Origin of the sequence: Mycobacterium sp. (genome assembly GCF_039583785.1) — a bacterium.
Classification (GTDB): Bacteria; Actinomycetota; Actinomycetes; order Mycobacteriales; family Mycobacteriaceae; genus Mycobacterium.
On the sequence record NZ_JAVKSG010000042.1, the window covers coordinates 1 to 20391 of the forward strand.

Below are 20391 nucleotides of genomic sequence, written 5' to 3' on the forward strand. Positions count from 1 at the left end.
TGTTGCAGATCGTCGACTCTCGCCTTGACCTTCGCGACATCCTCATCAGCCCACCCGCTCGTGTCGGGTGGATTTACCGTGTTGGTTTTGGTGTCGATGTGCACCGCCGGCACCGCGTTGGCCTCGGCGAAGATGTCGTTGAGTTCTTTTTTGAGCGCGGCGACTTCCCCGTAGGCGTGCCCGGCGCCCGCCCATACGCGAAACGCATCTTGGGCCGAGAGCTCCATCTTGCCGCTGGTCTTCGCCATCGCGTCTTGGGCCGTTGTGCTGGCCTCACCGTGCCAGGTGGTGAACACCGGAAGATTGGGGATGTTTTGTGCGGCTTCGCGGCTGGCCCGTGCACGCGCCGCGGCGGCCTCGGCCAGCTCGTTGATGTCTTCGGGATCCCACTCCTGCAGATCGGCGAGCGTCAACCCCACCCGTCAGATTCCCATGCGCCTGGCCAAATCCGAGACGGCGCCGTCGAGGTTGGTCATCTCGTCAACGTCAGTGGTCTCGTACTTGCCGGCCGCTGTCCGCAAATTCTCGGTGTGCTCGCAAAGCTCACGGTGATGGCTGGCGGTTTCCTCTTTCCAATGCGCCGCCAACTCTGCTAACGCCGCCGCGCTGTCCCCGATAAACCCTTTCTGGGCGCCGGCGATACGCTCATGCGCCGCCACATGTCCTGCCAAGAAATTCCCGGCATGCACGTCGACCTGTCCACCCGCCAAGCGCACATCCGCCGAGTCAACCCCCAGGTTTTGGTGCATGAGACCTGCCCCCTCCTCCGCCCGCATTGGAGTAGCTTGCGAAGGAGTTTACCAACCAAAACCGCCTCTAAGCACTGCAAATAGACGGGACCACTGGCCCAGCACGTGCGCTGGGAGCACCAGCCGTAGACGCCGCGAGCCAGACGGACCTCCGACTTAACCGGCGCGGGGCGACATCGCGCGTGCAGCCCTGTCGGCTCCACCGACAGGGCTGATTAGGCTCGTGCCCGTGACCGAAGCGCCGTCGTCGTATCCACCGTCGAAAGAGTTTGCCGCGCAGGCCAATGCCAGCGATGACCTGTATCAACGGGCCGAGCAGGACCGGTTGGCGTTCTGGGCCGAGCAGGCCAACCGACTGTCCTGGGCCACACCGTTTTCCGAGGTGCTGGACTGGTCGGCGCGGCCGTTTGCCAAATGGTTCACCGGCGGCACACTGAACGTCGCCTACAACTGCGTGGACCGGCACGTCGAGGCCGGCAACGGCGACCGGGTGGCCATCCACTGGGAGGGTGATCCGATCGGCCAGGACCGTACGCTGACCTACAGCGACCTGTTGGCCGAGGTGAGCAGGGCCGCCAACGCGCTGACCGATCTCGGTCTGGTGGCCGGCGACCGCGTGGCGATCTACCTACCGATGATTCCCGAAGCCATCGTCGCGATGCTGGCCTGCGCACGCCTCGGTGTGCTGCACAGCGTGGTGTTCGCCGGGTACAGCACCAACGCGCTGGGCGCCCGCATCCATGACGCCGAGGCCAAACTCTTGATCACCGCCGACGGGCAGTTCCGCCGCGGCAAGCCGGCGCCGCTGAAAGAGGCCGCCGACCAGGCCGTCGCCGACTCCGACACGATCGAGCACGTCCTGGTCGTCAAGCGCACCGGTGTCGACGTGCCATGGGCCCAGGGTCGCGACGTGTGGTGGCACGACGTCGTCGACCCCGCATCCGATGAGCACACCGCCGAGGCCTTTGACGCCGAGCACCCGCTGTTCCTGCTGTACACCTCGGGCACCACCGGTAAGCCCAAGGGGATCGTGCACACCAGCGGCGGCTACCTGACCCAGGCGTCCTACACCCAGCACCACGTCTTCGACATTAAGCCCGCATCCGACGTGTTCTGGTGCACCGCCGACATCGGCTGGGTCACCGGCCACACCTACGGCGTCTATGGGCCGCTGTCCAACGGCGTCAGCCAGATCATCTACGAAGGCACGCCGGATACCCCCGACCAGCACCGGCATTTCCAGATCATTGAAAAGTACGGCGTGACAATCTATTACACGGCACCGACGATGATCCGGACGTTCATGAAGTGGGGCCGTGACATCCCGGATGCCCACGACCTGTCCAGCCTGCGGCTGCTGGGAACAGTCGGCGAGCCGATCAACCCGGAGGCTTGGCGCTGGTACCGCAAGGTCATCGGCGCCGACACCATCCCGATCGTGGACACCTGGTGGCAGACCGAGACCGGCGCGGCGATGATCTCCCCGCTACCCGGCGTCGCGGCGGCCAAACCGGGCGCGGCGATGGCGCCGCTACCCGGCATCTCGGCGAAGATCGTCGACGACAACGGCAATCAACTCTTGCCGCCATCATCCGACGAAGGCGAACACGTCAGCGGATACCTGGTGCTCGACCAGCCGTGGCCGTCGATGCTGCGCGGCATCTGGGGCGACGACGACCGCTTCCGCGAGACGTACTGGTCTAAGTTCGCCGAGCAAGGTTGGTACTTCGCCGGCGACGGCGCTCGCTACGACTCCGACGGGGCGATCTGGATCCTGGGTCGCATCGACGACGTGATGAACGTGTCCGGGCACCGTATCTCCACCGCCGAGGTGGAGTCGGCCCTGGTCGGCCATTCCGGGGTGGCCGAGGCCGCGGTGGTGGGCGCGACCGACGAGACCACCGGTCAGGCGATCTGCGCCTTCGTCGTCCTGCAAGCCGATCACGCGGAGACGACGGGAGCGGAGATCATCGACGAGTTGCGTGCCGAGGTGGCCAGGGTGATCTCGCCGATCGCACGGCCGAGGGAACTGCACGTGGTGCCCGAGTTGCCGAAGACTCGCAGCGGCAAGATCATGCGACGCCTGCTGCGTGACATCGCCGAGAAACGCGACCTCGGCGACACCTCCACGCTGCTCGACCCGGGTGTGTTGGACGCGATCCGCCGCCCGCAGACGATGCAGAGCGCGCAGCGCGATGAGGAGGAGGCGGGCAAACCATAGCCGCCCGCAGACTATGCAGAGCGCGCAGCGCGATGAGGAGGAGGCGGGCAAACCTAAGTGGTCGCTGGGGGGGCGATCGGGACGAACCCGGCGCCGGGGCGGTTCTTGGCCTGCAGATCGGCCAGGTCGGCGTTGATCGACTGCACCACCGCCGGCGTGTGCAGCGGGATGTACTTGATGATGCAGACCGGCAGGTTCTCGCTGAACGCGCCGTGGATCATTCCGATCAGTTGATTGTTGACGGTCACCGGGGCGCCCGAGTCGCCGGGCTGTCCACACACCTGCATGAGAATCGTGCCCGGATCCTGGCCCGGCCCCCACGTGACTCCGCACGAGTTGCCGGTGGTGCGGCCCTGCTTACAGGCGATCTGGCCGAACGCCGGGTCTGGCCCGATGCCGTCGATCACGAACCCACCGAAATCTGCCTGCGGGGCCACCTTGGCCTTGTCGAATTGGATGACCGCGTAGTCGAGGACGTCGTTGCCGGCCACCATGATGCCCACGTTGCCGCGGTCCTTGGCAGCCTCGGCGGCGACCACCGCGCCAGGGCCCCCGCAGTGCGCCGAAGTGAAGCCCATCAGGTTGCCCTGGGGATCGGTGCCGATGGTGGTCAGCGTGCAGAGCGCGTCGCCGTTGACGATGATGCCCGCTCCGCCGCCGAGCGGAATGCGGTCGTCGGCGCGGACCGGGGCACCGCACAGGCCGACTACGACCACCACCATCATGGCCGTCGCGATCCGTAACCGCGGACGGCACATAATCTGCATGGCGGTTTTCTCCCGTCGGCAAATGTGGACGCGCACCATCAACAGACCCAATCAGTCTAGCTTGATCACCGCCCATCGACGCGGATCCTCACACCGCCTTGCCTCGTCTGGCATCGGAGGCGCATGACAACATGAACCGCGACGACCGCGTGTCGGCGTGACAATCGGAGCGTCCGGGGACGATGCAGAGCGCCAAGCGCGAAGCGGAGGAACCAGACCAGTAGATCCAGCTCGGAAGGACCGTCTGTGAGCAAGTCAGATCGAACCAACGGCGACCGCAAAGATGGCGTTCCCCGCACGCTGACCACTATCCCGCTGACCGATCCGCACGCGTTGTCCGCCGAGCCGTCGATCGGCGAGTTGGTCAAAGAAGCCACCGCGCAGATGTCGACGTTGGTGCGCGCCGAGGTCGAATTGGCGCGCGCCGAAATCACCCGCGACGTCAAGAAGGGCCTGACCGGCAGCGTCTTCTTCATCGCCGCGCTGGTGGTGCTGTTTTACTCGACGTTCTTTTTCTTCTTCTTCCTGGCCGAGTTGCTGAATACCTGGCTGTGGCGCTGGGCGGCGTTCCTGATCGTCTTCGGAGTCATGGTGCTGGTGACCGGAGCGCTGGCGCTGTTCGGCTTCCTCAAGGTGCGGCGCATCCGCGGCCCGCAACAAACCATCGAATCGGTCAAGGAAGCCCGGTCGGCGTTCACGTCCGGCCATGACAAGCCCTCGGCGCCGGCGCTGGATCAGGGCGGGACGCCCGCCGATCCTTCGGGTTGGTAGATGGCCCCACCTGATCCGTCGATCACGCGCATCGACGGTCCATGGCGTCATCGGGACGTGCACGCCAACGGCATTCGGTTCCATGTCGTCGAGGCGATACCGGAAGATCGGGGCGTCCCGTCGACATCGCTGCCGCTGGTGATCATGCTGCACGGCTTCGGCTCGTTCTGGTGGTCGTGGCGTCATCAGCTACGCGGCCTGACCGGGGCGCGGGTGGTCGCGGTGGATCTGCGGGGCTACGGCGGCAGCGACAAACCACCGCGCGGGTATGACGGCTGGACGCTGGCCGGCGACACCGCGGGCTTGATCCGCGCGCTGGGACACACCTCAGCGACGCTGGTCGGTCATGCCGACGGTGGCCTGGTGTGCTGGGCCACCTCGGTGCTGCACTCGCGGCAGGTGCGCGCGATCGCGGTGATCAGCTCGCCACACCCGGCCGCGCTGCGGCGCTCGGCGCTGACCCACCGCGATCAGGCCCGGGCGCTGCTGCCTTCGCTGCTGCGCTACCAGGTGCCGATCTGGCCGGAGCGCGCCTTGACCCGTCATCACGGCGCCGAGCTCGAGCACTTGATCCGTAGCCGCGCTGGTGGCGCCAAATGGCTTGCATCAGACGACTTTTCCGAGTCAATCGGCCACTTGCGTCAGGCCATCCAGATCCGCTATGCGGCGCATTGCGCACTGGAATATCAGCGCTGGGCCGTGCGCAGCCAGTTGCGCGAAGAAGGTCGGCGCTTCATGCGGTTGATGAGCCGGCCGTTCGGCATTCCGATACTGCACATCCACGGCGACGCCGATCCCTACGTGCTGGCCGACCCGGTCGAACGAACCCAGCGTTACGCGCCGCACGGGCGCTACGTATCAATCTCCGGCGCGGGGCATTTCAGCCACGAGGAAAAGCCGGATGAGGTCAACGGCCACCTGTCGAGGTTTCTCGATCGGGTTTACCGCTCGCCGCTCAACTGACGCACTTACCGGTGGACACCGCGGCGGTGTCACCGATGTGCGAAAGCTCACCGTCCACCTCTTTGACGGTCAACACAAAACCGGTGTCGTTGTCGTCGACCGCAGCGCCGAACACAACACCGATCACCTTCCCGTCCAGGTTGACCAGCGGTCCACCTGAATTGCCTTGTTCCACATCGGCCCTTACGGTGTAGACCTCGCGGTTGATGGTGGCGGTCCGGTAGATGTCGGGTCCGTTGAGCTCGATGAGCTCCCGGATCCTGGCCGGCGTCGCCATGAATCCGCCGCCGCCCGGGTAGCCCATCACGATGCCTTCGGTGCCCGCTGACACCGGGGCGTTGGCGAACGCCAGCGGCCCGGCCGGCAGATGCGGCACCGACAAGATGGCGATGTCGACGATCGGGTCGTAGTACACCACGGTGGCGTCGTAGGGATTGCCGCTGGCCTCCACCGTGACGTTGTTCGAGCCGGCGACAACGTGCGCATTGGTCATCACGCGATCCGGTGAGAGTACAAATCCGCTGCCCTCCAAAACTTTCGAGCAACTCTGTGCAATCGCACGGATCTTCACCACGCTCGGCTCGACGCTGGCGACGACGGGATTCTTGGCCAGCGCCGAGTTCGGGGCGGCGACGGCCACGACGGGGGTGCGGCTGAACGGATCGAGCACCTGCGGCAGACCCGAGTTGTCCAGCAGCGCGGACAACCGCTTGGGTACCGTTTTGAGCCATTCCGGCGCATAGTCGTTGACCTCGCCGAGTACCCGCGAACCTCGCACTGCCGCAGCCAAACTGGGCTGACCCGCCGACGACGTCAAGGGGGTGGCCAGTAGCCACGCCGCCACCAGCACCACCACCAGTTGCACCGCGACACCGATCAGCGAGTCGAACAACCTGACCGAGTTGCTGTGGATCGCACCACGCACCGCACGGCCCAACACCACACCGGCCACCTCGCCGATGACCACCAGCGCCAGGATCAGGAACATCGCGGCGAACAGCTTGGCCCGCGGCGCGGCCACATGCGCGACCAAGTGTGGCGCCAACAGCACACCGGCTACCGCACCGAGCAGCACACCGACGAACGACAGTAACGAGCCGAGCGCACCCGAACGCCAACCCGAGACCGCGGCTATAAACGCTACTGCCAGCACCGCCATGTCCAACCACTGTGAGGAGCTCATCGGGCATCTTCCTCGTCGCCGACCAATGCCATTGCTTCGTCGAGCTCGCGAACATCGTCGACGTCCCAGGGCTTTGCCCAACCAGCGACATCCAGCATCGCGGAGATCACCTGACCGGTGAAACCCCAGACCAGCATCTCGTTCAACAGAAATGCCGGCCCGGCGAAGCGGCGGCTGAGGGTGCGGCGGTACACCATCAGCCGGTTGGCGGGATTGATCAGGGCCCGAACCGGAACCCGGGCCACGACGGCGGTTTCCGCCTGATCCACGACGGCCACCGGCCCCGGATCCGGCGAGTACGCCAGCACGGGGACGACGTGAAAACCCGACGGCGCGATGAACGTTCGCTCCATCGTGACCAGTGGATGCAGTCGGCCGGTGTCGATGCCGGTCTCTTCGCGAGCTTCGCGCAGCGCGGTGGCCACCGGCCCGTCGTCACCGGGATCGGACGCGCCGCCGGGAAAGGCAGCCTGCCCGGCGTGGTGGCGCAACGAGGCGGCCCGCACGATCAGCAGCAGATCGGCATCGTCAGGCGGGGAATCGGATGCGGCGCCGCCGGGCTCGGCTGCCGACGGGCCGGAGAACAGCACCAGCACCGCCGCGTCGCGCGCCTTGTCACCCGCCAGCGCCCTGGAGGCGGTCACCATGGCCAGCATCTCGGCGGGCAGCCGCCGCTTGTACGCAGCCGGGATCTCGGTGATGTTGTCGACCAGGGGCCGCAGCCAGGACGGGGCGAGCTCGGGTGGCGATACGTCCGTACCGAGACGCTGAGGAGTGCCGCTTCCGGTCACTGGCGCCCCCTTCGCACTTCCTCACCGCCCGACCGCGTCGGTAATCTCGTCCGCAGTCGCGAAAGCGCGGGGCAGCGTCTTTGCCACGCTACCGTCCGAGTCCAGCACGACCGTCGCGGGCATCACGTTGGGCACCCGCAACGCCGCCGCCACCCGGCGGCTACCGTCCTGCAGCATCGGCAGCCGGACACCGAGATCGGCCAGCCGCAGCAGGGCCGCGGCCTCGTTCTCGTCCTGGTGAACAGTCACCACCAACACGGCGGAACCGACCCGTCGCTGATACTCCGCCATCGCCGGGAGTTCGGCCGCGCACGGCGCACACCAATATGCCCAGAAGTTCAGCACGACGCGGTGTCCGGCCAGCGCCGGCCCGACGTCGACGACCGAGCCGTCGGCCGCGCATTCGACCATCACACCACGCAGCGCCTCCGAGCCGGCCTGCCCGCTCGGCTGCGGACACGGTGCGAGGTCGGCGCGCTGTCGCAGCCCGGCCAGCGCGGCGGGAGTGTCGGCATCGCGGTGGTTGCGGGCCGAGACGGCAGCCGGGGCGGGGGCCGGGTGCGACGCGGTCCGCAGCGCCATCACCAAGGCGGCGACCAACGCGGCGACCACCGTCAGAACCGCGATGGTCCAGCGGGTGTTTCGCGTGCTCAGCATGGGAGTTCTGCTAACCCGGCCAGCGCTAGCAGGTGTTCGGTCTCCGGGCCGCTCACCAGCGCGGCCGCGATTTCCGGCTCGGTGGGCCCGGCTCCGTAGGAGGGGCAGTCCTTGGCCAGCACGCACACTCCGCAGGCCGGTTTGCGGGCGTGGCACACCCGGCGACCGTGAAAGATCACCCGGTGGCTGAGCAGCGTCCACTCCTTGCGCTCGATCAGCTCGCCGATCGCGTGCTCGACCTTGACCGGGTCCTCCTCGGTGGTCCAGCCCCACCGCCGAACCAGTCGACCGAAATGGGTGTCCACGGTAATTCCGGGCACGTCGAACGCGTTGCCGAGGATCACGTTGGCCGTCTTACGGCCCACCCCGGGCAGCGTCACAAGCTCGTCCATCGTGGATGGTAGCTCGCCGTCGAAGCGCTCCGTCAACGCTTGACCGAGTCCAATGAGCGACGTCGCTTTATTGCGATAAAAACCGGTCGGCCGAATGAGCGATTCGAGTTCGTCACGGTCGGCCTGCGCATAGTCCATCGCCGTGCGGTAACGGCGGAACAGCGCCGGGGTGGTCAGGTTGACCCGCTTGTCGGTGCTCTGCGCCGACAAGATGGTCGCCACCGCCAACTCCAGCGGCCCGGTGAAATCCAGCTCGCAGTGCGCGTCTGGAAACGCTTCTGCCAGTTTGCGATTCATTCGCCGGGCGCGACGCACCAGGCCGGTTCGGGTCTCCGAGGCGAAGCGGCGGGCAACGGCCGCAGCAGGGCCGGTCGAGCCTTTGGCGCCGGTGGCCCTTGCGCGAGAAGGCTTACCCATTGTCACCTTGACAGAGTACTGATTCGTGATCCCGCTGAGACCTTAGCCGTGTTTACTTGCTGCTTGTGTCCTGGTTGCTAGTTGCATTCACCCCGGGGTTGCTGATGCTGGCAACTTTCGGGCTTGAACGGCTTGAAGCGGGCTTGGAAAAAGACACGGTCAGCGCGACTGATGTCGCTGAATTTCTCGAGCACGCCGAGCCTACCGATGTGCGCACATTGGCCCGGGACGGAATGCCCGAGGCGCTGGACTGTTTGCATCGCCGGATGGCCCGCAGCACCGGTGCGGCGCCCCACCTACCCAGCCGCGACGAGCCGCCGACCGATCCGTTGCTGGTGGCCGCCGTCGGCCCGACCGCCAGTCAACCCGGCCTATCCGGAGAACGACGTCGGCATTCCCGAGCGAATCGGCAATTTGCGCCGCGTCAGCATGCCAATCGTGTGTAGCGTTGGCACGTCGAGTCAAAAATGTAACTTTTAGACTCGGTAGGCACCGCGGTGCCGACCGGAGTTCATCGGAATAGCTGAAGGGGCAACGTGGACGAGATCCTGGCGAGGGCCGGAATCTTTCAGGGGGTGGAACCGAGCGCCGTCGCCGCGCTGACCAGGCAACTGCAACCCGTCGACTTCCCACGCGGACACACGGTTTTCGCAGAGGGCGAGCCGGGCGATCGGCTCTACATCATCGTTGCCGGCAAGGTCAAGATCGGCCGCCGTTCGCCGGACGGCCGGGAGAACCTGTTGACCATCATGGGTCCGTCCGACATGTTCGGCGAGCTGTCGATCTTCGACCCCGGGCCCCGGACCTCGAGTGCCACGACGATCACCGAGGTGCGCGCGGTGTCGATGGACCGTGACGCGCTGCGGGCCTGGATCGCCGACCGCCCCGAGATCGCCGAGCAGCTGCTGCGGGTGCTGGCCCGCCGGCTGCGCCGTACCAACAACAACCTCGCCGACCTGATCTTCACCGACGTCCCCGGCCGGGTCGCCAAGCAGCTGCTGCAGCTCGCGCAGCGGTTCGGCACCCAGGAGGGTGGCGCGATGCGGGTGACCCACGACCTGACCCAGGAAGAGATCGCTCAGCTGGTCGGCGCCTCCCGTGAGACGGTGAACAAGGCGCTGGCCGACTTCGCCCACCGCGGCTGGATTCGGCTGGAGGGCAAGAGCGTGCTGATCTCGGACTCCGAGCGGCTGGCCCGCCGAGCGCGCTAGCTTTCAGTCGCGAAACAGCAGCGACGGTCGCGATTCCGACTGATTCACAGCCATGGCTTCTGTCTGGCAGCCGCTAACGCCGCAGATAGTCCAGCTGGGCCTGCACCGACCACTCGGCAACGTCCCACATCTCCTCGTCGACGTCGACATAGACCTGCTCGACGAGCTGGCGCGTGGTGGCATCGTCGCCGAGTTCGCGCAGTGCCGAGCGGATCTGATCGAGCCGCTGTTCGCGGTGAGCGAGGTAGCCGTCGGCGACGGCTTCGATGTCGGGCAGGTCGGGCCCGTGCCCGGGCAGCACGGTTCGCCGGCCGAGTCCGCGTAGCCGCTGTAACGAATCCAGGTAGTCGGCCAGGCTGCCGTCTTCGTTGTCGATGACGGTCGTTCCGCGGCCCAGCACGGTGTCGGCGGTCAGCACTGCGTCGTCGAGAACGAAGGACAGCGAGTCGGCGGTGTGCCCGGGTGTCGCCCAGACCGTGATCCGCAGTCCGGCAACGTCGATCACCTCGCCGTCGGTGAGCTCGCCGGACAGCCCGCGCAGAAATCCGCTGCCCGCCGAGCGCACTGGTGCGCCGGTCGCCTCGACCAGCTTGTCGATGGCATCGGTGTGGTCGCCGTGGCGGTGGCTGATCAACACGCACGCGATGCGGCCCACGCCGGCGACCGCGGCAATGTGCTCGTCGTCGTCGGGTCCGGGATCGACGACAACGACCTCGTCGCTGCCGGACGCCCGCAACACCCAGGTGTTGGTGCCGTCCAGCGTCATCTTGCCCGGGTTGTTGGCCAGCAGCACCGAGGCAGTGTCGGTAACCGGGCGTAACTGTCCGTAGGCAGGATGAGCCAGCGTCATGGCCGCTACCCGACCTCGACCACCAGCTCGACCTCGACCGGGGCGTCCAACGGCAACTCCGCGACGCCGACCGCCGAGCGGGCATGCACGCCGGCATCGCCGAACACCCCGGCCAGGAGATCCGATGCACCGTTGATGACACCCGGCTGGGCGTTGAATCCGGCCGCCGAAGCGACGAAGCCGACCACCTTGACCACCTTGGTCACCGAGTCGATGCCCACCAGCGCATCGATGGCGGCCAAGGCGTTGAGCGCGCAGACCCGAGCGAGTTCGTTGGCCTGTTCCGGCGTGACGTCGACGCCGACCTTGCCGGCCTGCAGCAAGGCGCCGGCCCGCACCGGCAGCTGGCCCGAGGTGTAGACCAGGTTGCCGCTGCGCACCGCCGGGACATAGGAGCCGAGCGGCGTGACCGCGACCGGCAACTCGAAGCCGAGCTCTGTGAGCTTGGCCGACGCGCTCACTTGGGGCGTTTCAGATATGCGACGTGCTGCTCGCCGGTCGGGCCGGGCAGCACGGACACCAGCTCCCACCCGTCGGCGCCCCACTGGTCGAGGATTTGCTTGGTGGCGTGGGTCAACAATGGGACCGTTGCGTATTCCCAGGTTGTGGGTTGGCTCATATCCCGAGCTTATCGGCAGCCGGAGCGGGCCAACTAGTTAGCATGCAGGGGTGGGGATCACATCGAGCGAGGTAAGCGCGCGCGCAGCGCGGGCGCAACCGAGCGAGCATCCGGCATGAGCGGCGCCAGCATCGTCGGCTGGCCATCGCGATTGTCGAAGGCCCGGCTGCATTTCGTGACCGGCAAAGGTGGCACCGGCAAATCGACGGTTGCCGCCGCACTGGCCCTCACCCTCGCGGCCGGCGGTCGCAAGGTGTTGCTCGTCGAAGTCGAAGGACGCCAAGGCATTGCGCAGCTCTTCGATGTGCCGCCGCTGCCCTACAAAGAGCTGAAGATCGCGAGCGCCGAACAAGGCGGCCAGGTGAACGCGCTGGCGATCGACATCGAGGCCGCGTTCCTGGAATACCTCGACATGTTCTACAACCTGGGCCTCGCCGGAAGGGCGATGCGGCGGATCGGCGCGATCGAGTTCGCGACGACGATCGCACCGGGCCTGCGCGACGTCTTGCTCACCGGCAAGATCAAGGAAGCCGTGATCCGCAGGGTGAAAGGTGCCAAAAACCCGGTCTACGACGCGATCGTCGTCGACGCGCCACCGACCGGTCGCATCGCCCGCTTCCTGGACGTCACCCGGGCGGTCTCCGACCTCGCCAAGGGTGGACCGGTGTACTCGCAGGCCGAGGGCGTGGTGAAGATCCTGCACTCCGACCAGACGGCGATCCACCTGGTGACGCTGCTGGAAGCGCTGCCGATGCAGGAGACCAAAGAGGCCATCGACGAGCTCCAGGAGCTGGGTCTGCCGATCGGCTCGGTGATCGTCAACCGCAACATCCCGACCTATCTGCAGGCCGGCGATCTGACCAGAGCCGCCGCGGGCGACGTCGACGCCGAAGCGGTGCGGACCGGCTTGGCCGCCGCCGGGATCAAGCTCGGCGACGAGGACTTCGCCGGCCTGTTGACCGAGACCATCCAGCACGCCACTCGGATCACCGCGCGGGCCTCGACCGCCGAACAGCTCGACGAGCTCAAGGTGCCGCGACTGGAACTGCCCACCATTGCCGACGGCGTCGACCTCGGCAGCCTCTACGAACTGTCGGAGTCACTCGCGCAGCAGGGAGTTCGATGAGCACGACACCTCCGGTTCTGGACATTGCCGGCATTCTGTCCGACACCGCCAACCGCGTGGTGGTGTGCTGCGGCGCGGGTGGAGTCGGGAAGACCACGACTGCCGCGGCCATGGCGCTGCGCGCAGCCGAGTACGGCCGCACCGTGGTGGTTCTGACGATCGACCCGGCCAAGCGGTTGGCGCAGGCGCTGGGAATCACCGACCTGGGCAACACCCCGCAACGCGTACCGCTTGCCGCTGAGGTGCCCGGGGAGCTCTACGCGATGATGCTGGACATGCGCCGCACCTTCGACGAGATGGTGGTGCAGTACTCCGGACCCGATCGCGCCCAGGCCATTCTGGACAACCCGTTCTACCAAACGGTCGCCACCTCACTGGCCGGCACGCAGGAGTACATGGCGATGGAAAAGCTCGGCCAGTTGCTGGCCGAGGACCGCTGGGATCTGGTGGTCGTCGACACTCCGCCGTCGCGCAACGCGCTGGACTTCTTGGACGCACCCAAGCGCCTGGGCAGCTTCATGGACAGCCGGCTGTGGAAGCTGCTGCTCGGCCCCGGCCGCGGCATCGGGCGACTGGTCACCGGCGCCGTCGGGCTGGCGATGAAGGCGCTGTCGACCGTCCTGGGTTCGCAGATGCTCTCCGACGCCGCGAGTTTCGTGCAGTCGCTGGACGCCACCTTCGGCGGCTTCCGGGAAAAGGCCGACCGCACCTACTCGCTACTCAAACGGCGTGGCACCCAGTTCGTCGTGGTGTCGGCCGCGGCACCGGACGCGCTGCGAGAGGCATCCTTCTTCGTGGACCGGTTGTCGGAGGAGAAGATGCCGCTAGCCGGGCTGATCCTGAACCGGACGCACCCGATGCTGTGTTCGCTGCCGGTCGAGCGCGCCATCGACGGCGCCGAGACATTCGCCAGCGACGGCGCCAACGCCTTGACCAAGGCCGTCTTACACATTCACGCCGATCGGGCGGCGACGTCCAAGCGGGAGATCCGGCTGCTGTCCCGGTTCACCGGCGCGAACCCCCACGTCGCAATTGTGGGGGTCCCGTCGCTACCGTTCGACGTCTCGGATCTGGAGGCGTTGCGGGCGATCGCCGACCAGATGACGGCGACCGGCTGAGAAGGATTGTTCAGCCGACGCTGCGTTGCTTGCGCTGGGTGCTGAAGAACTCAGCCCAGGACACCACCTCGGGGTGTTGCTTGAGCAGCGCGCGCCGCTGACGCTCGGTCATCCCACCCCAGACGCCGAACTCCACCCGGTTGTCCAATGCATCAGCACCGCACTCCAGCATCACCGGGCAGTGCCGGCAGATGACCGCGGCCTTGCGTTGCGCAGCCCCTCGGACAAACAGCTCGTCTGGATCAGCGGCCCGGCACAGGGCCTTGGAAACCCATGTGATTCTCGACTCCGCCTCCGCCCCACAAGGTAGGGCGGCGGTCGGTGCTGCTGCGGTCGTCTTACGCGGCGCGGTCCTTATAGCTGACACCAGCGATTCCCCTTCGCTCTTGCCACCGGTAACCCCGATGCGACCTATGCCACACTGTCGTGCTCGGTGTTACCTGTATCTCATTGTCTGGATAAGCTACGTGGTCAGGTACCGATTACGCAACATTTTGGACACGCTTTTTTGGGACGACCGTGCAGTCCGATCATGAAACTGCGGCCTAAACCGGCGAACCAGGCCAGTAACAGTGGCCTGAGCTGCGACTGAGAGGAACCTGAGGTGTTTAGGCCGGACAAAGGATTCTCCACAACCACTCGCGCAAAGGTCTGCTGAAGCGCCGCTAGTCTAGTAGCCATGTCGGAGCGGCCCGCTACTGCGGTTACCATCGCCAAGCTCGCCGGGTGTTGCCTACTCGCCAGCGTCATCGTTGCCGCCTTGCTGTTTCCCGTTGCCGGTGGAATCGGCTTGGCCTCCAACCGCGCCTCCGAGGTCGTCGGCAACGCCTCGGCGCAACTCCTCGAGGGCGACGTCCCCGCGGTGACCACGATGGTCGACACCAAGGGCAACACCATCGCGTGGCTCTACTCTCAGCGCCGCTTCGAGGTGCCCAGCGACAAGATCGCCAACACTATGAAACTTGCGATCGTCTCGATCGAGGACAAGCGCTTCGCCGAGCACAACGGTGTGGACTGGAAAGGCACGCTGACCGGTTTGGCCGGCTACGCCTCGGGCGACGCCGATACCCGCGGTGGCTCGACGCTCGAGCAACAGTATGTGAAGAACTACCAACTGCTGGTGATCGCGCAGACCGACGCCGAGAAACGCGCGGCCACCGAGACCACCCCGGCGCGCAAGCTGCGCGAGATCCGCATGGCGCTCACCCTGGACAAGACCTTCACCAAGCCGGAGATCCTGACCCGCTACCTGAACCTGGTGTCGTTCGGCAACAACGCATTCGGCGTGCAGGACGCGGCGCAGACCTATTTCGGCATCAACGCCTCGGAGCTGAACTGGCAACAGGCCGCCCTGCTGGCCGGCATGGTCCAGTCGACCAGCGCTCTCAACCCCTACACCAACCCGGACGGGGCGCTGGCGCGGCGGAACCTGGTGCTGGACACCATGATCCAGAACGTCCCCAATGAGGCCGACGCGATCCGCGCCGCCAAGGCCGAACCACTGGGGATTCTGCCGCAGCCCAAGGAGTTACCGCGGGGCTGCATCGCTGCCGGCGAGCGCGCCTTCTACTGCGACTATGTGCAGGCTTACCTGTCGCGCGCCGGCATCAACCCCGAGCAGCTCGCTCGCGGCGGCTACGTGATCCGCACCAACCTCGACCCCGATGTGCAGGAGCCGGTCAAACACGCGATCGACACCTTCGCCAGCCCGACACTCGAGGGCATCGCCAGCGTGATGAGCGTGATCCGGCCCGGTAAGAAAGCCCACAAGGTCGTGGCGATGGCCAGCAACCGCACCTACGGTCTGAACAGCGAGGCCGGCGAGACCATGCGCGCGCAACCGTTCTCCCTCGTCGGCGACGGCGCCGGGTCGATCTTCAAGATCTTCACCACGGCCGCGGCAATGCAGATGGGCATGGGCATCGACGCCCAACTCGAGGTCCCGGCCAGGTTCCAGACCAAGGGAATGGGCTTCGGCGGCGCGAAGGGCTGCCCCAAGGAGACCTGGTGTGTGGTCAACGCCGGCGCCTACCGCGGATCGATGAGCGTCACCGACGCGCTGGCCACCTCGCCCAACACCGCGTTCGCCCGGCTGATCCAGCTCGTCGGCGTACCACGCACGGTCGACATGGCCGTCAAGCTCGGGTTGCGGTCCTATGCCGAGCCAGGCAGTGCGCGCGACTACGACCCAGAGAGCAACGAGAGCCTCGCCGAATTCATCAAGCGGCAGAACATCGGCTCGTTCACGCTGGGCCCGTTCGAACTCAACGCACTGGAATTGTCCAATGTCGCGGCGACGCTGGCCTCCGGCGGCACCTGGTGCCCACCCAGCCCGATCGACAAGCTGATCGACCGCAACGGTAACCAGGTATCCGTCACCACCGAGGCCTGCGAGCAGGTGGTACCAGAAGGGCTGGCGAACACGCTGGCCAACGCGATGAGCAAGGACGCCGTGGCCGGCGGTACCGCAGCCGGGTCGGCCGGGGCGGCCGGCTGGAACCTGCCGGTCTCCGGAAAGACCGGGACCACCGAGGCGCACCGGTCGTCGGGCTTCGTCGGTTTCACCAACCAGTACGCGGCGGCCAACTACATTTACGACGACTCCACATCGCCCTCGGACCTGTGCTCGTCGCCGCTGCGGCGGTGCAGTGACGGCAACTTGTACGGCGGTAACGAGCCGGCCCGAACGTGGTTTACCGCGATGAAGCCGATCGCCACCCTGTTCGGCGACGTGAAGATGCCGCCGACCGACCGGGAGTACGTCGAGGGTGGACCCGGATCCCGGGTGCCGAGCGTTGCGGGTCTCGACATCGACGCCGCGCGCCGACGCTTGAAGGACGCCGGCTTCCAGGTTAACGAGCAGCCCGCTTCGATCAACAGCAGCGCCAAGTACGGCGAGGTCGTCGGGACCACGCCCAACGGGCAGACCATCCCGGGCGCGGTGGTCACCATTCAGACCAGCAACGGCATCCCGCCGGCCCCACCACCCCCGCCAGAGGGCGTCCCGGTGGCGGTCGGCTCGCAGGTGATCGAAATTCCGGGCCTTCCGCCGATCACCATCCCGATCCTGGCGCCGCCGCCCCCGTAGCCCTGGTGTGGGACGTGTCGTCACACTCGAACCGGCAGTAGGCTGGCCTGCATGCCAATGGCCACCGCTCTGAAAAACACCGGCGCCGTCGGGCTCGGATCGGCCGTCGCCGGAATCGCCTATGCCTCGCTGATCGAGCGAAACGCGTTCGTGCTGCGCGAGCTGACCATCCCGGTGCTGGACCCAGGCTCGTCGCCGTTGCGGGTGCTGCACATCAGCGACCTGCACATGCGTCCCGGCCAGCGCCGCAAGCAGGCATGGCTGCGTGAGCTGGCCGGCCTTGAACCCGACCTGGTCGTCAACACCGGCGACAACCTGGCACACCCCCGAGCGGTGCCCGCCGTCGTCCAGAGCCTCAGCGACTTACTCTCGGTGCCCGGTGTCTTCGTCTTCGGCAGCAACGACTACTTCGGCCCGCGGCCGAAGAACCCGCTGAACTACGTGACCAAACCGGGCCATCGGATACCCGGCCGGCCGCTGCCCTGGCAGGATCTCCGGGCCGCGTTCACCGAGCGCGGCTGGCTCGATCTGACGCACAACCGCCGCGAGTTCGAGGTGGCGGGTCTGCACGTCGCGGCCGCGGGCGTCGACGACCCGCACATCGCGCGCGACCGCTACGACGCCATCGCGGGCCCGGCCAGCCCGGTTGCGAACCTGCGCCTGGGCCTGACCCACTCGCCGGAGCCGCGGGTGCTGGACCGGTTCGCCGCCGACGGCTACCAGTTGGTGATGGCCGGCCACACCCACGGCGGGCAACTGTGCCTGCCGTTCTACGGCGCCTTGGTGACCAATTCGGGCCTGGATCGGTCCCGTGCCAAAGGACCGTCGCGCTGGGGGGCCGAAATGCGGCTGCACGTGTCCGCCGGGATCGGCACATCTCCGTATGCGCCGGTGCGATTCTGCTGCCGACCGGAGGCCACCCTGCTGACGTTGATCGCGGCGCCCACCGGCGGGCGCGACTCGCGGCACAACCTTGGCCGGTCGCAGCCCACCTATTCGGTGGGCTGAGCTATCGGGTACTGGTCAGGACTCGGCTGGCCGGAGCGGCTTCGTGCTCGGTCCAGGGCGAGTCGCTCCACGCCTGGTCGAACTCGCTGTCGGGGTCGGTAACCAGCAGCCACAGCACCCCGAGGGCCAAGAGTCCGCCGAACACCAGGGCGCCTAATATCGTCATGACTTACCTGCCTCCGTTGCACATCGTGCGCGATCAGTTCATGTAGCGGTGCCCACTTCCGAGTTATTCCACTCCGGGCTGTGGCGCAGATCGCTGTGCAGGCGCGGTCCGATTTAGGAGGCTGCCGGGTCGGTGCGATACGCTGTCGAAGCTTCAATCGGGGTGTGGCGCAGCTTGGTAGCGCGCTTCGTTCGGGACGAAGAGGTCGTGGGTTCGAATCCCGCCACCCCGACTCGCATTTGGACGGCAAGGCAGTGGTGAAGTGAGGCCAGAACTCGCCTGCTGCCTTGCTCACTCACGCGGTAGACACCAAAAGTGGGGCTGAACCCGTTCGCGCGCGGGACCGACCGTCCGCGCGCAACTCACCAAGAGCGACTACGGGACGACCACTCGAACGTAATCTTGGCGGGCCCGCCGACGTTCTCGATGCCGTCGATCGGCGGCGACGCTGCCACCCGGGCGACGGTGTTGTCGAGCCCCAGCTTTCGACCCATCCCCGACCCGGTGGCGTGGTTTCCGGGAAGTTCGTGAATTCCCCTCCGACGGTGTCGATTTCGATGTGGTCACGGTTGGCCAGGAACACGTTGACATTGTTGAAGTCATACACGGACGTTGCCGCCCGCTCGGTTATTTCAGATGCCGGGGAACCACACATCGGGCGGCAGCAGGCTAGGCAGATTCTCAACGGCCGCCAGCGCCGCTGACGTGTCAGCCAGCCCACTCCACAGCAGGGAAGCGTCGGTAGATCCGGGTGCTTCAAACCAGAGAGCTGAGCCAACCCCTGGGTCATCCACGGACAAGTAGGTACCCGAAGCCGTGGTGAGAAGATTTTCCACTTCACCGTTGCCGAGCGTCACGTTGAGGTCATGAACCGCGGCGGTGACATCGGCCGGCACCGTTTGCTCGGTGCCGGCGTTGAAGCTGGGGTCGAACGCGGAATCGGTCACCGTCGCACCCGCCAGGCCACCCGGGTCGCTACCACCATTCGTGGCTGCGCCGAAGTGGTAGAGCGATTCATCAGTCCACGGACTTGAGTAGTCGGACTCGAACACGTCGTAACTGCCGACGTTCGTACCAGCTACGTCCACATTGGTCGGCTGGTACTGCTGCCACTCGGTGAAGAACGGCTGGAACCCCACATACCCGTCGGGGCCGAGTGCCGTGTACGGCACGTCTGGGCCACCGGAGGTCAAGGTGAGGCTGCCGAGGTCGCCAACTCCGTCATCGGCGTGCGCGAATGCGCTAGGGATGACCGCGGCAGCAGCGATACCGCCGGCCACCGCGCTAACTGCCGACAGAAGACGACGATGTTCCATCACTGGACCCCCTTTGGTTATGTGCACTCATATGCGGTGACTCCGGATGCAAGGGTACCGCGCAGGTGATCTTGAAGTATCTGGAATGAGAGATATTTGCCGCAACACAACGCTTTATTCATCGAAGGCTCCGTTCACGTGCGAAAGTCGCCGCCTGGCTCCGGCTGCGTGGCCCGCTTAAAGGTAGCCAGACGTGGATAGCTCCGGCGTAATGCGCGTATGCAGTCGAGAGGGGAGTGAGCGATTTCTAGCCTTGGGTCCCGGAAAGGTCGCGCCTTATCAGGTCAGGACGAGTTCAAGGGCGTGGTCTGGGTGTCTGGCGTGGTGGCGTAGGCCGGCGGCGATGTTGTCCCATCCGGTGAGTCGCAGGATGCCGATGACGAGGTTGCGGCAGGTGGCCATCACCGGTGGCGCGTGGCCGGTACGTACCTGCGATGCGTCCTCGCCGAAGGTTACGTCTCGACCCAGTGGAGGCGATTGTCGATGCTCCAGTGGCCCTGTACCCAGGCGGCGAGCCGCTGCGGCGGTGCCGCCGTGTGGTGTGCTGAGGTGATCAGGTAGACGACCTCGACGGTTTTGGTTCCGGCAGCGGTGACGGTGCGGCGCAGCTGTGCGACTTGGGCCGCGGCGGGAAGTCGATCCAATCGATGCGGGCGAACAGTTCGCGCAACGTCGATTCGTCCGGGGCGCTACCGCTGGTGAGTCCGAACAAGGCCAGGTTGTCAACGGCGGTCTCTGCGGCCCACTGACCGACCGCCGCGAACGACCGGCACCCGGTGAAGGTAGCTGTGACCGCCAGGGCGAGCACTCCTTCCAGTGGGTAGCGCACCCCGCGCGGGTCTCGCGGGTCGGGCACTGTCTGCAGGGCTTGCAACAGTCGTTCGTGGCGCGTCGGGTTGGCATCGGCACCCTGATTTCTAGCCTTGGCGACCCCTTGGGCGCCTGTCACCAGCCGATTCGTCGAACGTGTGGAACAGT

Annotated in this window: 24 protein-coding genes, 1 tRNA gene and 1 pseudogene; 10 read left to right on the plus strand and 16 right to left on the minus strand. The window is 66.4% G+C overall.

Translation table 11 applies throughout. From position 1 onward, the window contains the following. A pseudogene (locus ABDV69_RS13555) lies at positions 1-419 on the minus strand (hypothetical protein); the annotation flags it as partial. Between the two features lie 3 nt (positions 420-422). Further along, positions 423-776: a type VII secretion target gene (locus tag ABDV69_RS13560; protein WP_343575154.1), complete on the minus strand. Its 354-nt coding sequence runs from the start codon at positions 774-776 to the stop codon at positions 423-425. Positions 777-978: 202 nt separating this feature from the next. Between ABDV69_RS13560 and acs the strand changes: the two genes are divergently transcribed. Beyond that, positions 979-2970: an acetate--CoA ligase gene (acs, locus tag ABDV69_RS13565; RefSeq protein ID WP_343575157.1), complete on the plus strand. Its 1992-nt coding sequence runs from the start codon at positions 979-981 to the stop codon at positions 2968-2970. 53 nt (positions 2971-3023) lie between these two features. On the opposite strand, the gene ABDV69_RS13570 is transcribed toward acs, so the two are convergent. Beyond that, positions 3024-3695: a serine protease gene (locus tag ABDV69_RS13570; protein ID WP_343575228.1), complete on the minus strand. Its 672-nt coding sequence runs from the start codon at positions 3693-3695 to the stop codon at positions 3024-3026. A gap of 288 nt (positions 3696-3983) precedes the next feature. On the opposite strand from ABDV69_RS13570, the gene ABDV69_RS13575 reads away from it, so the two are divergent. After that, on the plus strand, positions 3984-4508 hold the full coding sequence (locus tag ABDV69_RS13575) for a phage holin family protein (protein ID WP_343575159.1): 525 nt from the start codon (positions 3984-3986) through the stop codon (positions 4506-4508). Further along, complete coding sequence (locus ABDV69_RS13580) at positions 4509-5471, plus strand: alpha/beta hydrolase (RefSeq protein WP_343575162.1); 963 nt, start codon at positions 4509-4511, stop codon at positions 5469-5471. Here ABDV69_RS13580 and marP read toward each other — a convergent pair. Genes marP through nth form a run of 4 tightly spaced genes read right to left on the minus strand, consistent with a single transcriptional unit; the run spans position 5464 to position 8791 of the window. Continuing rightward, a complete protein-coding gene (marP, locus tag ABDV69_RS13585; protein WP_343575165.1) occupies positions 5464-6654 on the minus strand; it encodes an acid resistance serine protease MarP in 1191 nt (396 codons plus the stop codon). The genes ABDV69_RS13580 and marP overlap by 8 nt on opposite strands. Further along, the gene (locus tag ABDV69_RS13590; protein WP_343575167.1) at positions 6651-7445 is read right to left on the minus strand and encodes a CoA pyrophosphatase; all 795 of its coding nucleotides are present in this window, start codon (positions 7443-7445) and stop codon (positions 6651-6653) included. Before ABDV69_RS13590 ends, marP begins: the two co-directional genes overlap by 4 nt. A gap of 21 nt (positions 7446-7466) precedes the next feature. After that, entirely contained in the window at positions 7467-8102 is a 636-nt protein-coding gene (locus ABDV69_RS13595) for a TlpA disulfide reductase family protein (RefSeq protein WP_343575169.1), read from the minus strand. Further along, on the minus strand, positions 8096-8791 hold the full coding sequence (nth, locus tag ABDV69_RS13600; RefSeq protein WP_343575229.1) for an endonuclease III: 696 nt from the start codon (positions 8789-8791) through the stop codon (positions 8096-8098). Before nth ends, ABDV69_RS13595 begins: the two co-directional genes overlap by 7 nt. 185 nt (positions 8792-8976) lie before the next feature. Here nth and ABDV69_RS13605 point away from each other — a divergent pair, with 185 nt between their 5' ends. Together ABDV69_RS13605 and crp are read left to right on the plus strand one after the other, a co-directional pair. Next, on the plus strand, positions 8977-9357 hold the full coding sequence (locus ABDV69_RS13605) for a hypothetical protein (RefSeq protein ID WP_343575170.1): 381 nt from the start codon (positions 8977-8979) through the stop codon (positions 9355-9357). 90 nt (positions 9358-9447) lie between these two features. Continuing rightward, positions 9448-10122 carry a cAMP-activated global transcriptional regulator CRP gene (gene crp / locus ABDV69_RS13610; protein ID WP_343575172.1) on the plus strand — a complete coding sequence of 225 codons (675 nt, stop codon included), beginning with the start codon at positions 9448-9450 and terminating at the stop codon, positions 10120-10122. A gap of 73 nt (positions 10123-10195) precedes the next feature. Here the strand turns inward: crp and ABDV69_RS13615 are convergent, their stop codons facing one another. Genes ABDV69_RS13615 through ABDV69_RS13625 form a run of 3 tightly spaced genes read right to left on the minus strand, consistent with a single transcriptional unit; the run spans position 10196 to position 11591 of the window. Further along, complete coding sequence (locus ABDV69_RS13615) at positions 10196-10972, minus strand: MBL fold metallo-hydrolase (protein WP_343575175.1); 777 nt, start codon at positions 10970-10972, stop codon at positions 10196-10198. 5 nt (positions 10973-10977) lie between these two features. Next, positions 10978-11433 (minus strand): RidA family protein, encoded by a 456-nt coding sequence (locus tag ABDV69_RS13620; RefSeq protein ID WP_343575177.1) that lies wholly within the window; start codon positions 11431-11433, stop codon positions 10978-10980. Then, complete coding sequence (locus ABDV69_RS13625) at positions 11430-11591, minus strand: DUF4177 domain-containing protein (RefSeq protein ID WP_156751501.1); 162 nt, start codon at positions 11589-11591, stop codon at positions 11430-11432. Before ABDV69_RS13625 ends, ABDV69_RS13620 begins: the two co-directional genes overlap by 4 nt. 115 nt (positions 11592-11706) lie before the next feature. Here ABDV69_RS13625 and ABDV69_RS13630 point away from each other — a divergent pair, with 115 nt between their 5' ends. Next, complete coding sequence (locus tag ABDV69_RS13630) at positions 11707-12717, plus strand: ArsA family ATPase (protein WP_343575185.1); 1011 nt, start codon at positions 11707-11709, stop codon at positions 12715-12717. Beyond that, on the plus strand, positions 12714-13835 hold the full coding sequence (locus ABDV69_RS13635) for an ArsA family ATPase (RefSeq protein ID WP_343575186.1): 1122 nt from the start codon (positions 12714-12716) through the stop codon (positions 13833-13835). The genes ABDV69_RS13630 and ABDV69_RS13635 overlap by 4 nt, the downstream gene beginning before the upstream one ends. Before the next feature lie 10 nt (positions 13836-13845). On the opposite strand, the gene ABDV69_RS13640 is transcribed toward ABDV69_RS13635, so the two are convergent. Beyond that, positions 13846-14202: a WhiB family transcriptional regulator gene (locus ABDV69_RS13640; RefSeq protein WP_343575189.1), complete on the minus strand. Its 357-nt coding sequence runs from the start codon at positions 14200-14202 to the stop codon at positions 13846-13848. A gap of 312 nt (positions 14203-14514) precedes the next feature. Between ABDV69_RS13640 and ponA2 the strand changes: the two genes are divergently transcribed. Continuing rightward, positions 14515-16923: a transglycosylase/D,D-transpeptidase PonA2 gene (gene ponA2, locus ABDV69_RS13645; protein WP_343575190.1), complete on the plus strand. Its 2409-nt coding sequence runs from the start codon at positions 14515-14517 to the stop codon at positions 16921-16923. A gap of 51 nt (positions 16924-16974) precedes the next feature. Continuing rightward, positions 16975-17931: a metallophosphoesterase gene (locus ABDV69_RS13650; RefSeq protein ID WP_343575194.1), complete on the plus strand. Its 957-nt coding sequence runs from the start codon at positions 16975-16977 to the stop codon at positions 17929-17931. A 1-nt stretch (position 17932) separates the two neighbouring features. On the opposite strand, the gene ABDV69_RS13655 is transcribed toward ABDV69_RS13650, so the two are convergent. After that, on the minus strand, positions 17933-18097 hold the full coding sequence (locus ABDV69_RS13655) for a hypothetical protein (protein WP_343575195.1): 165 nt from the start codon (positions 18095-18097) through the stop codon (positions 17933-17935). Positions 18098-18255: 158 nt separating this feature from the next. Between ABDV69_RS13655 and ABDV69_RS13660 the strand changes: the two genes are divergently transcribed. Next, positions 18256-18329 (plus strand) — tRNA-Pro (locus ABDV69_RS13660). A gap of 130 nt (positions 18330-18459) precedes the next feature. Here ABDV69_RS13660 and ABDV69_RS13665 read toward each other — a convergent pair. The 4 genes from ABDV69_RS13665 to ABDV69_RS13680 all read right to left on the minus strand — a co-directional run bounded on the left by ABDV69_RS13665 (position 18460) and on the right by ABDV69_RS13680 (position 20362). Next, on the minus strand, positions 18460-18591 hold the full coding sequence (locus tag ABDV69_RS13665; protein ID WP_343575196.1) for a hypothetical protein: 132 nt from the start codon (positions 18589-18591) through the stop codon (positions 18460-18462). Positions 18592-18729: 138 nt separating this feature from the next. Further along, complete coding sequence (locus tag ABDV69_RS13670; protein ID WP_343575199.1) at positions 18730-19413, minus strand: hypothetical protein; 684 nt, start codon at positions 19411-19413, stop codon at positions 18730-18732. A gap of 279 nt (positions 19414-19692) precedes the next feature. Next, positions 19693-19818: a hypothetical protein gene (locus ABDV69_RS13675; RefSeq protein ID WP_343575237.1), complete on the minus strand. Its 126-nt coding sequence runs from the start codon at positions 19816-19818 to the stop codon at positions 19693-19695. Between the two features lie 148 nt (positions 19819-19966). Next, positions 19967-20362, minus strand: a complete 396-nt coding sequence (locus ABDV69_RS13680) for a transposase family protein (RefSeq protein WP_343575202.1) — start codon at positions 20360-20362, stop codon at positions 19967-19969. Positions 20363-20391 lie beyond the last annotated feature (29 nt).